Raw genomic sequence first — 11821 nt, 5'->3', positions numbered from 1 at the left:
ATTGTAAGGAAGAGTAGAGCATGTCGAATATGGAGAACCCACTTGTTTTTATAAGTTATACTGTAAAAGACCAAGAACGAGTGCTGCCTTTTTATGATTATCTTGAACATCATGGCATTAATGTTTGGATGGATTGTAAACGGTTGAAAGGTGGCCAGCAATGGGATTTTGAGATTAATAAAGCTTTTCGACAAGCTGCACTTGTGATTATTTTTCTTTCTAAAAATTTTATTGAAAAAAGAGGTTATAATCAAAGAGAAGTTAAAATGTCTCTTAAAAATTTAGAAGAAAAATTAGATGATGATATCTATATTATTCCAGTATTGCTTGATGATATAGAACAAGAGCAGATAGAACGGCCTGTTGCGTTGCAGCATATACAAATGATTAATGGGTATTTATCTGACGGTAAAGAACAAATATTAGATTCTATTAAAACTCAATTTGAGAAAATGAAAATTGAGTTGAAGCATGTGCAAGAAGAGACAAACGTTTTTTGGACTGTTAAACCTATTGAAAAAAGTTGGGATGGATTTCCTGGATATAAAGTTAATTTTGACTTTATAGAATTTCAATCTAATCATTATAAAGACATTGATTATATTGCAGATATTATTAATGGAAAGCTTAGAGAAAGAGCTTTAGAAACGATGTCTTATCGATTTGAGCAAGACATTAATTATTATCAGGATGAATATCGCCGAGATTGTTCAATTGATTATAGAACTCATAAATATGAGGGCGGGCTGCACAGTATAAAAATTAGAGGTAATATTATTTCAATACAGTATGATTTTGATGCGTATAGGGCTAGTGGAAACCATGGAATACAATGGACAGAGTGTTATAATTTTACTTTAAATCCTTTAACTAAAATAGAATCTGTTTCATGGTTGTTAAAAGATGAACATAATGGGTTTAGTGAATTACAACAGATTGTTAGAAATAGATTAATCCTTTATTTACATGCAGATGATAATGAGTGGATTATAAATGGCACGAAAAATCATGAAGATCTAAGTAACTTTTCTTTTGCTGATCATCATATAGAATTTAAATTTCGTAATTATCAAGTATGTAGCTACATGGCTGGTAATCCATCAATTTCTGTTTCTTATGAAGAAATATATTCTTTATTATCCAAGCAAGCGAAAGAACAATTAGGGTTAAAATAAAAAACAATACTAATTTATGTTATTTCTAAGAATGTTTATTTTAAAAAACAGTTGATAGTGCTATAAAAACAGCAATTATTTGGACTCAAAGACAAGAAAGAGAAAGCAAATGGCAGAAAAAAAGGTGAAGAAAGTTGTTCTTGCCTATTCTGGTGGGTTGGACACGTCGGTTATTTTGCGTTGGTTGCAAAAAACCTATGAATGTGAAGTGGTCACATTTACCGCAGATTTAGGGCAAGGCGAAGAATTAGGGCCAGCACGTAAAAAAGCTGAAATGTTTGGTGTTAAAGAAATCTTTGTTGAAGATTTACGTGAAGAATTCGTTCGTGACTATGTTTTCCCAATGTTTCGTGCCAATACCTTGTATGAAGGTCAATATTTGCTTGGAACCTCCATTGCACGTCCATTAATTTCAAAACGTCAAATTGAAATTGCAGAACAAGTTGGTGCTGATGCGGTGGCTCATGGGGCAACAGGAAAAGGGAACGACCAAGTTCGCTTTGAACTTGCTTATTATGCATTAAAACCAGATGTCAAAGTGATTGCTCCTTGGCGCGAATGGGAGTTAACCTCTCGTACGCGTTTATTGCAATTTGCTGAAGAAAATCAAATTCCGATTGCACATGATAAACGTGGCGAAGCACCATTCTCTGTCGATGCAAATTTATTGCATTCTTCATCTGAAGGAAAATTGTTGGAAGATCCAGCGGTTGCTCCAGATGAAATCGTTTTCCAACGCACGATTTCTCCTGAAGATGCTCCAGATAAAGCGACTGAAATTACTATTGATTTTAAATCTGGTGATCCTGTGGCGATTAATGGCGTGGCAATGTCTCCTGCAACCTTATTAACCCGCTTAAATGAATTGGGTAAAGAAAACGGGATCGGTCGTTTAGACTTGGTTGAAAACCGTTTTGTTGGAATGAAATCTCGTGGGATTTATGAAACCCCAGGAGGAACAATTTTATTATTTGCTCATAGAAACATGGAATCTATTACCTTAGATCGTGAAGCTGGGCATTTAAAAGATAGCATTATGCCACGTTATGCAGAGTTGATTTATAATGGTTTCTGGTTCTCTCCAGAACGTCGCATGTTGCAAGCATTAATTGATGAAAGCCAACATTCGGTGAATGGTCGCGTCCACTTAAAACTATATAAAGGCAATATCATCCTTATGGGGCGTGAAAGCCCAAATAGTTTATATGATATGCGTGTGGTGACCTTTGAGGATGACGAAGGTGCTTATAACCAAGTTGATGCTCAAGGCTTTATCAAATTAAATGCATTACGTTTACGTCTGGGTGCGCAATCAGGACGTCGTGGTGGTGGTTTATAATACTTAATTAATTGGAATGACGGTTATGAAGAAACTAATAGCGTTTGCAGTGCCTGCATTACTTGCTTTACCTTTAGTGGCATGTGCTGGGGATAAAGATGTTCAATTAACGCCAGCTCAATTTATGAAAAAAGTTGAAGCTGAACCAAATGTAAAAACATTACCTAGTGGTTTGGCCTATCGTGTTATTAAATCAGGTGATCCTAATGATCCATCCCCATCTAAAGGGGATTTAGTATTGGTTGAATATGAAGGTCGCTTGCCAGATGGTGTTATTTTTGATGCTTCAGACCGTCATGGTGGTGGGTTAATGCAACTGCCTCTTGATGGATTAATTCCCGCTTGGATAGAAGCATTACCAATGATGCACCCTGGGGATACTTGGCAATTATTTGTGCCTCCTAATTTGGGGTATGCAGAGAAAAGCATGGGTGTTATTCCTTCAAACAGTCCATTGGTCTTTAAAATCCATTTGGTTGGTGTGACTAAGGGTGCTGGTGGGTCTAATTAATTTTCATAAAAACAAAGGTGTTTTATTGTGTCTAAACCGTTAGGAAAAAGAGTTTTTTCAGGCATTCAACCAACAGGGATTCCTCATTTAGGAAACTATTTGGGGGCAATTCGTCACTGGGTTGATATTCAAGAAGGTAATGAATGTATTTACTGTCTTGTTGACATGCATGCCCTAACGGTTTGGCAAGATCCTGTGCAATTAAGAAAGCAAGTCATTGAACAAGCTGCGATTTTAGTTGCTGCAGGGATCGATCCACAAAAACAGATTTTGTTTAATCAATCTGCGGTTTCAGCGCATGCGCGTTTAGCATGGATTTTTAACTGCGTTGCGCGTATTGGTTGGATGAATCGGATGACCCAGTTTAAAGATAAAGCTGGGAAAAATAGAGAAGCGCATTCTGCGGGTCTTTATGTTTATCCGAACTTAATGGCTGCGGATATTTTGGCTTATAAGGCAACCTGTGTGCCTGTGGGTGAAGACCAACGTCAACATCTAGAGTTGGCAAATGATATTGTTCAAAAATTCAATCATGATTATGAAACGGACTTCTTCCCAGAAGTGCAAGGATATATTCCTACGACTAGTGCTCGGGTGATGAATCTTCGTGATGGTAGTAAGAAAATGTCTAAATCTGATCCTTCTGAACAAGGGCGGATTGAGCTGATGGATGAAGACGACGTTATCGCGAATAAAATTAAACGTGCAAAAAGTGATTCAGAGCCATTGCCTTCTGAGAAAGAAGGGTTAGAAGGTCGCTTGGAAGCATTAAACCTTGTTTCTATGTATTCTGTTATGGCGAATAAAACAGTTGATCAAACGTTGCAAGAATTTGCTGGGCAAGGCTTTAGTGGGTTTAAAACTGCTTTGTCTGATGTATTAATTCAACATATTGCACCTATTCGTGAACAAACAAAGAAATTATTAGCAGATCAAGCGCATATTCATGCTATTTTAAAACAAGGGGCAGAAAAAGCATCCGCGATTGCGGAGCCAATTGTCTCTGAAGCAGAAGCAATTGTGGGGTTTATTAAATAGTCATGATGAAGCAGCAAACTGGTTTTTTACAAATTCAAACGCATGGTCAGTCCTTGACTATGTTAAATATGGAAATATCAAATTGGATTTTAAAAACAGGGATGGTGACAGGCCTTTTGACATTGTGGTGTAAGCATACTTCCGCATCTTTTATTGTTCAGGAAAATGTTGACCCGGATGTCCGCCAAGATATTTTAACTTATCTTGATGATTTGGTTCCTGAAAATCGTTATTACCAGCATAGTAGTGAAGGTGCGGATGATATGCCTGCGCATATTAAAACTGTGTTGACGCAAACTTCTTTGTCTATTCCAGTGGTTAATCGGCAAATGGTTATGGGAATGTGGCAAGGTATTTACTTGTTTGAGCATCGTAAGCATCCTCATTTGCGTGAAATCGCGATGCATTTATTAGGCGAATAATCTTTTTTAACAGCTCTTTTTTATTGCGATATTATAAAAAAGAGCAGGATAAAGGTTTGTCTTTATTTATCACTCATTATTAAATTTTTTGATGCCTCCACGTTGTTTGATGTGTCGCACTCGTGTGTCGCATGCTGGTTTGGTGTGTGTCGAGTGTTTCAAACAATTAGAATTTATAGAATCTCCTTATTGTCAATCTTGTGCGCGGCCTTTTGTTTCTGCTGAAGAGGCTGGGAATAGTTTTATTTGTTTGGAATGTGAAGATTCTTCCATTCTTTGGCATGATTGTAGGGCGCCTTTTATTTATAATGAGGGATTAAAAAAGCTAATTATGCCTCTAAAATATGGGGATCAGCAAAAGGCTCTTGGATTTTTATCTCAGTTTATGTATCGCTCAGCCCAAGATTTAATTCACCAAGCAGATTTTATAATTCCTGTTCCATTACATAAAAATAGGTTAAGATTTCGTAAATATAATCAATCCGCATTATTGGCTTGGCAGCTGGGACGTATGGGTAAGGTTGATGTGTTACCTATGGGGTTATTGAGGTTAAAAGAAACTCTTGTTCTCGGGCATTTTAATAAAGTAGAGCGTCAGTCTTTGTTAAAAGATGCTTTTGTTGTTTCGGCAAGATGGGGAGGTCGATTGGCTAATAAGAGAGTTTTATTGATTGATGACGTGATGACAACAGGATCAACATTGAGGGAGTGTACGTTGACGTTGTTAAATGCTGAGGTTGCTTATGTTGATGTGTTGGTTACAGCAAAAGTCATGTAGGGTTGATGGGTTAATAAAAGAAATTTGATAGAAGTCTTGTTTTGTTTTTATCAGTTATTTATATTTTAAATGATTAATAAATTTATAAATAAGGAATAAAACAATGGCTAAAATTGAAATCTATACTCAACCAGGTTGCCCTTTTTGTCAAAGAGCGCTGATGCTTTTTCAAGCAAAAGATGTTGCAGTTCATGAAATTAATGCTCCTAAAGGCAGTAAAGAACGTGAAGAGGCAATTGAACGCTCTGGTGGAAAAACAACAGTTCCGCAAATCTTTATTGATGGCAAAGGGATTGGTGGATGTGATGATTTAATGGCATTAAATCAATCTGGTGAGCTTCAAAAGTTACTGAATATTTAGTTTGATTTAGGTATTTTTTATGATGAGTTAAAAGTGAGGATTAAAAATGTTTATTGCATTTAAACGTTCTAATATATTTGTTTTTATTGCATTTTTATTTATTACGCTTTTAACTTATTCTGCGCCTCTCCGAGCTCAACAGTTTGCGAACTCTTTGCGAACTGTTCCTCCTGAAGTGGGGATATGGGCGACTAAAGAGGATGACGGTGCTTTTCAAATTTACTCTTGTGGCCAATATTTGTGTGGTCGCTTTGTTGGAATGGTATATACAACGCCTTTGCCTCCTAACAGTAAAAAAGGCAACTCCCAATGTAATTTTGTAATGCTACGCAATTTTACTCCAGATTCATCGGGAAAGCGTTGGTTAGGGCGGATTTTTGATCCCAGAGATGAGCAGGGATATGATGCTAAAATTTGGATTTCTGATAAAGGTGAATTAAAGGTGCGTGGTTATTTAGGAATCAGTTTATTTGGTGAAACGCACACTTGGCATCGTTACGCAGGGCCAATTTTAAAAAACTGTTTATTGCCAGTTTCAAAGTGAATAGTCATTGACTTTTAAGGATAAATATTGTTATTAGTGAAATTTGGCTACTATTCAATCCGCTATTTATTAAGATATCATAATTATATCTAAAAGGGAATTTAAAATGGCTTATGTTGTAACGCAAGTTTTTTCACCTAAAGATAAATGGAAAAAAGTTGCCAGACCAATTAAAGAGCAAATTTTACAACGTATGATTGTAAATTTATCTTCTTTGGCTGGGGAGAATAGAGTCCAGCTAATAGCTACGGGTCAAATTGATTCTAAAATTCCTAGAGTTGTGGATTATGAGTTCTACGTGATGTGGTCTGTCGATATCGAAGAGGTCAGTAAGCATATTACTCAGAATCTGCGTGAAAGCGAATGGAACGAATATTTTGATGTAGTTAATATTGGTGGGCGTGCACTTAACGTTCCTCAATTTGCGGAAATTGTTTTGGCTGATCTAGAAGCTGAATAAGATTCGCTACTTTAAAATTTAATTATATAAATCAATAAATAATACTTAATAATTCTAAATATAAATACAGAAATTAAATACTAAAATAATAACTTGATTATTCATTTTTAGGAATTATTTAATGTCTGAAGATAACACAAGCAATACGTCAAGTATTGATAACGTCGCAACAGTTGTTGCGACAACCGATGATGCTGTTTCATCATCGTTAACTAGCGCTTTATTTAGTGCTGGTAATTTAAATAGCGCTGGCAGTTTGACCAGTGGTTTATCAGGTGTTTCATCTGATAGCTCAATGGGTTCAGCTGCTTCAGCTATTGATTCTGCATACAGCTCAGCAGTTCTATCTGCTTTGGATCAAACATACTATAATGGCACTTTGCAAAATGCTGCTACTTTTAGTGATCCTACTACTTTAAATGCAGCTGTATATCCAGATTCATTGATGTCAGCGTCTACGTACTATAACAGTACTGTAAATGCAAACAGTTTAATTGCTGACCGATCTATTTCTAATTGGAATGCTATAGTTAACAACGCTTCTGCGGGTGTAACTAATGTATATAGTTATGTACGCGCTACTCCTCAAGGTGTAAATACATCTGTGACATTTGGTGCTCGTACAGCTTCAGATGGTCGCGCAGGTAGTGCCTTGTATAGCACAGTTGGTTCAGTAACCGTTTCTGTTGCTGGTGCAATGACTATTGGCGCTAATGACGCTGTGATTATTGGTAGTGGTGCTTATACTAGTGTTGTTAGTACTGCTAACGGTAACTTAAATCTAACCTATAACAGTAAAACAACACCAACTTTACAACTTAACAGTAACGCTTATTTGAGTGCGAATGGTTATGTTGGTGGTGTTGCTAATAAAGGGGCTGCTGGTGGTAGTTCTGGTACAGCTCAACAGAACTCAAGAACAGGTAACATTGTTTTCCAAAATGGAGTCAGAGCTGATGTTAACGGTGACTGGGGTGCCATTGGGGATCTTCAAGTCGGTTTAGCAGCTGTAACCAACTCATTTGGCAGTGATGTCCAATTGAATGTTGGTGGAACGTTTGGTGTGTTCATGAACGCATCAGCTATGTTCGGCGCTAATGATAAAGTTAGTACTGGTTATACCACAGGTAGTGGTATGTTCGTTGGTTCTGGTGCATTGATCAGCACAGGGATTAACAACTCTTTCTATGTTTATGGTGGTATGGGCGCAGCTTATTCTAACCAATATACAGGTAGTAAGGGTCGTTTAGTTATTGGTGATAATAACACTGTTGATCTAGACCAAGCAAACTATGGTAACTTTGCTGCTCAGGCTGGTGGTATTGTTTCGGCTGGTAGTAATTTCACGCTAAGTGCATTAGAATTGTCAGTTGGTTACGGGCAAGATCCAAATACTGGTGCTATTCTTGCTGCTGCTGCATCAGCTGCTGCTGCGTCTATGACTATTGGTAATAATGCAACACTTATCCTTGCACAGTCTGGTCATATTGATAATGGTTCTAATTTCTATTTGGGATCTGATGGTGCGATTGTTGTTGATGCAAGTGCAGCGGTATTATCAATTGGTACTGGTGCGGTAATTTCTGCTAATAACATTTCTATTGGTAACTTTGCTAAAGACTATAATGGTATTAACCCTACAACGGGTTCTGCTATGGATTATTCTTGGTACCAAACGGGAATAAATAATAGTATTACTATTGGTGCAGGAGCAAATATTCATCTTTCTGGTGGTATTGATCTAGACGGTAATGGTAACTATTTGACACTTGCTGGTGATGCTACAGGTGCTACAACAGGTACTTTAAGTGCTGGTACAATTAGTGCAGGTAACTATTATAAAGCATATGCTACTGCAATTAGTGGTTTAAACTATGTATATACTGCTACAAGCCTAACAAGTGTAAATATTGGTGATAATTACAATATCGTATTGACATCTGGTGACTATGATACTGGTCATAGCAATATGTCAATTCTTGCTAATGATGGTAACATCGAAATCAATCAAAACGCTGGTAAATTTACTTTTGGTAATACTGTTGATGTAGTAGCAAACTCTGTTGTTATTGGTGATTATTATTTAAGCACAAATAATAGCTATGATGCTTCTACATATATATTCAGTCAAGGCGTTAGCTCTGCTGCAATGGCTTATGGTAGCAATGTAACCATGGATCTATCTGGTTCTGTTCTTTTGAATGGTGCTAATAACAGCATGACCTTTGGCAATGCATTGGTCTTAAATGCAGTTACTATGTCAATGGGTGCGGGTGTTGTTACAACAGCTCCTGTAAACGACTACTTCTCAGCTGGGTTAAATACAACAATTACTCTTCAAAGTGGTTTCACAGATACATTATCTAATGGTATTTTTGCTCTTCAAGGTTCAAGTATTTTAAGTGTTGCAAATGGTGATGTTAACTTTGCGGGTGCTAATGTTGGTGCTGCGAACTCTAACTGGTTCCAAATGGCAGATAGCAATAGCTTGATTGTTGATAATGGTTCTGTACTTTTAAATGGTACCGGTCAAACAATGGTGTTTGGCGCTAATGGTACTGTTCAAGCAGCTACTGACCTTGTTATGAATGGTACTAAACAAACATTTAGTATGGGTGATAATGCTCATCTATCTCTTGTTGCAGGTAACATTTCAGTAACAAATACCAGCCAAATCATGAGTTTTGGTGCTCTTGCTAGTGTTAATGCTACTTCATTGGTTTTGACAGGAACAACACAATCTGTTGTTTTAGGTTCTAGTGCAAGCGTTTCCTTAACCGGTGGCGTTAACATGTCAGGAACTGGTGAAACTTTTGCTGTTGGTAATGGTGGTAGTGTTGCTATCGCTGGTACAGGTAATAGCTTCGTACTTGCAGGAACAGGTCAAATTGTTAGTGTAGGTAATGATGCTAACTTCAGCATGGCAGGCACATATAATGTGAGTGCAGCTGCAGGTGGTACTCTTAGCACAATTATTGGTAGCAACACAAACGTAAGTGTTGGTGGCGATTTCGATCTTGCTACTTCTGCTAATTATAGCCAAGGTGCAGGTGGATCATTTAATGTTGCTAATAACGTTAGTATTGTAGGAAATGCTCCTACTTTATCATTTGGTTCTAATATTAACTATAATGTTGGTGCTGGATGGAATATTAGCGGTGTTTCCGATAAGATCGTATTGGGCGCAGGTGCTACAGGTACACTAGGAAATATTACATTTGCTGCTACTGCTAGAGATGGTGGGTTTGATACAGGTATTGCTGGTAGCGTTGATGCTAGTGGTAATGCAACATCAACTTTAGAAATGGGCAATGTTATTCTTACCAGTAACAATTCACTTACTTTAGGTGGACAAATTTCTGGTGGTAATGTTATTATGAATGCATCAAATACCCTTACGATTTCGGGTACAGGTGGTCATATTCATCTTACAGGTATTGCTGGTGTTGGAACCAATACATTAATTTCAGCTGCTGCTGGTAATAATGTAAGTATTGGTATAAATGGTATTCAACTTAGTGCTGCAACAACCAGTCTTACTTATGGTGGTAGTGGTACGTTAGCAGTGAATGGTAATATCCTTATCGCTAATACTGCTGAGGCAGCTACATTGAATATTGGTGCTAATACAAACTTCGAAGTTAGTACTGTTAATATGAATGCTGTTGCAACATCAATAACATTTGGTTCTAATGCAAGTTTCTCAGTTGCTGGATGGAGCTTTGCTGCTAATCAGAATAGTGTTGTGATTGGTGCTGGTGCTTCTGGTGGTTTAGGTGCTATTAACTTTGGTGCCGCAATTAGTGGTGGGGTATTTGATACCGGTAATGCAGCTACTCCTACTGAAGGTTCAACCGCTACATTAACTATTACTTCTGCTACAGTTAATAACAACAATATCTTGAATATGGGTGATTACACTTTTGCTAATACTGTAACACTTTCAGATTCTGGTGTATTGAACGTTTCTTCTGGTGCTGATGTAACCATTCAGAATTTATCATTAGATAATTCAGAGGGTACTGTTACTGTTAATGTTTCTACTGGTGCTACTCTAACGATTAATAGCTTGCAAACAACTGCAACAGCTACGAGTATGCCAGTTATTAACGTGAATGGCGGTGAGGTTATTATTGCGGGTCAAGCTATTACTGCTAGAAGTAGTATGAGTTATCACACTGTTAATTTTGATAGTAATCAAGCAAATGGTATTTATGCTTATGCTGGTAATATTGTGGATGAAAGTGGTCGATTAACTATTAATAACTTTGCATTATCACATAAATTGGTATTTGCAGCGCAAGATGGTTACCTTGACGAAACTCGTTATATCACCAGTTATGCTGATGGTGTCTTAACAGTTAGCTATGTGAATGCAACCACTGGAAAAACAGAACAGCTGGCTCAGTTTAATTATACACCTGCTGTTGAAGGTGAAGTTCCAAACGTCTTGATTACAACGGATGGTGCTTCTCCTACGGGTTATGATTTGGTTATCACGAAGTGTTTCTTAACGGGCACTCATCTTTTGACACCAGAAGGTGAAGTTACTGTTGAAAACCTTAAAGCTGGTGATCATGTGGTTACCCTTGAGAATGGACAACAGGTCAGCAAGGAAATTGTTTGGGCTGGTAATATGGATGTCAATGTAAACCATTATGAAAATAAAGGTCCATTATATCCTGTTCGTATCAAAGCACATGCATTTGGATTAAACCAACCTTGTCGTGATTTATTGGTAACCCCAGAACATACCATTTTTGTTGATGGTGGGCTGATCCCAGCACGTATGTTGGTTAATGGACGTTCTATTATCGTAGATACAACCATTGAACAATTTACTGTTTACCATATTGAAACAGAAACACACTCAATTCTGTTATCAGAAAATCTAACAACTGAGTCATATTTGAACACAGATGATCGTCATTTATTCAACGGTGATGTTGCTAACTTGCACTTAACCTTTGACGAAAATGCAGACCATCAAAGTTGGGAAAATAGTGCAGCTGCACCATTGACTGTTGCAAGAGACCAAGTAGAGCCAATTTGGCAACGTTTGGATCGTCGCGCAACACAACAAGGATATGCACTTGTTTCTAAACCTGAAGTTACCCGTGACCCAGCTCTTTGCTTGATCACACAAAAAGGTGAGAGACTTCAACCTGTTGATGTTAAAGGAAATACATATAG

Annotated in this window: 10 protein-coding genes; all 10 read left to right on the top strand. The window is 37.4% G+C overall.

What is annotated here, in order from left to right; genetic code table 11:
* Positions 1-20 precede the first annotated feature (20 nt).
* On the top strand, positions 21-1175 hold the full coding sequence (locus tag CIN_RS10650; RefSeq protein ID WP_040364449.1) for a toll/interleukin-1 receptor domain-containing protein: 1155 nt from the start codon (positions 21-23) through the stop codon (positions 1173-1175).
* Between the two features lie 109 nt (positions 1176-1284).
* Positions 1285-2514, top strand: coding sequence for an argininosuccinate synthase (locus CIN_RS10645; protein ID WP_008855106.1), 1230 nt, complete (start codon positions 1285-1287; stop codon positions 2512-2514).
* A gap of 16 nt (positions 2515-2530) precedes the next feature.
* The gene (locus tag CIN_RS10640) at positions 2531-3025 is read left to right on the top strand and encodes an FKBP-type peptidyl-prolyl cis-trans isomerase (RefSeq protein ID WP_040364448.1); all 495 of its coding nucleotides are present in this window, start codon (positions 2531-2533) and stop codon (positions 3023-3025) included.
* 27 nt (positions 3026-3052) lie between these two features.
* Positions 3053-4063, top strand: coding sequence for a tryptophan--tRNA ligase (gene trpS / locus CIN_RS10635; protein WP_008855104.1), 1011 nt, complete (start codon positions 3053-3055; stop codon positions 4061-4063).
* A 5-nt stretch (positions 4064-4068) separates the two neighbouring features.
* Positions 4069-4485 (top strand): secondary thiamine-phosphate synthase enzyme YjbQ, encoded by a 417-nt coding sequence (locus CIN_RS10630; RefSeq protein WP_040364454.1) that lies wholly within the window; start codon positions 4069-4071, stop codon positions 4483-4485.
* Positions 4486-4573: 88 nt separating this feature from the next.
* A complete protein-coding gene (locus CIN_RS10625; RefSeq protein ID WP_256967809.1) occupies positions 4574-5263 on the top strand; it encodes a ComF family protein in 690 nt (229 codons plus the stop codon).
* A 103-nt stretch (positions 5264-5366) separates the two neighbouring features.
* Positions 5367-5624, top strand: a complete 258-nt coding sequence (gene grxC, locus CIN_RS10620) for a glutaredoxin 3 (RefSeq protein WP_008855101.1) — start codon at positions 5367-5369, stop codon at positions 5622-5624.
* Positions 5625-5670: 46 nt separating this feature from the next.
* A complete protein-coding gene (locus CIN_RS10615; protein WP_008855100.1) occupies positions 5671-6168 on the top strand; it encodes a DUF2147 domain-containing protein in 498 nt (165 codons plus the stop codon).
* Positions 6169-6274: 106 nt separating this feature from the next.
* Entirely contained in the window at positions 6275-6628 is a 354-nt protein-coding gene (locus CIN_RS10610) for a DUF6616 family protein (protein ID WP_008855099.1), read from the top strand.
* A 121-nt stretch (positions 6629-6749) separates the two neighbouring features.
* Positions 6750-11821: Hint domain-containing protein (locus CIN_RS10605; protein ID WP_040364446.1), on the top strand; the 5072-nt coding region annotated here is incomplete at its 3' end.

Source organism: Commensalibacter intestini A911 (genome assembly GCF_000231445.1).
Lineage (GTDB): Bacteria > Pseudomonadota > Alphaproteobacteria > Acetobacterales > Acetobacteraceae > Commensalibacter > Commensalibacter intestini.
Note: the sequence above shows the minus strand (reverse complement) of the source record. Positions and strands in the feature narration are given on the sequence as shown.

Excerpts from the sequence above, each read along its gene's own strand:
- CIN_RS10650 (WP_040364449.1), top strand. The coding sequence starts at position 21 with ATGTCGAATATGGAGAACCCACTTGTTTTTATAAGTTATACTGTAAAA.
- CIN_RS10645 (WP_008855106.1), top strand. The coding sequence starts at position 1,285 with ATGGCAGAAAAAAAGGTGAAGAAAGTTGTTCTTGCCTATTCTGGTGGG.
- CIN_RS10640 (WP_040364448.1), top strand. The coding sequence starts at position 2,531 with ATGACGGTTATGAAGAAACTAATAGCGTTTGCAGTGCCTGCATTACTT.
- CIN_RS10630 (WP_040364454.1), top strand. The coding sequence starts at position 4,069 with ATGAAGCAGCAAACTGGTTTTTTACAAATTCAAACGCATGGTCAGTCC.
- grxC (WP_008855101.1), top strand. The coding sequence starts at position 5,367 with ATGGCTAAAATTGAAATCTATACTCAACCAGGTTGCCCTTTTTGTCAA.
- CIN_RS10615 (WP_008855100.1), top strand. The coding sequence starts at position 5,671 with ATGTTTATTGCATTTAAACGTTCTAATATATTTGTTTTTATTGCATTT.
- CIN_RS10610 (WP_008855099.1), top strand. The coding sequence starts at position 6,275 with ATGGCTTATGTTGTAACGCAAGTTTTTTCACCTAAAGATAAATGGAAA.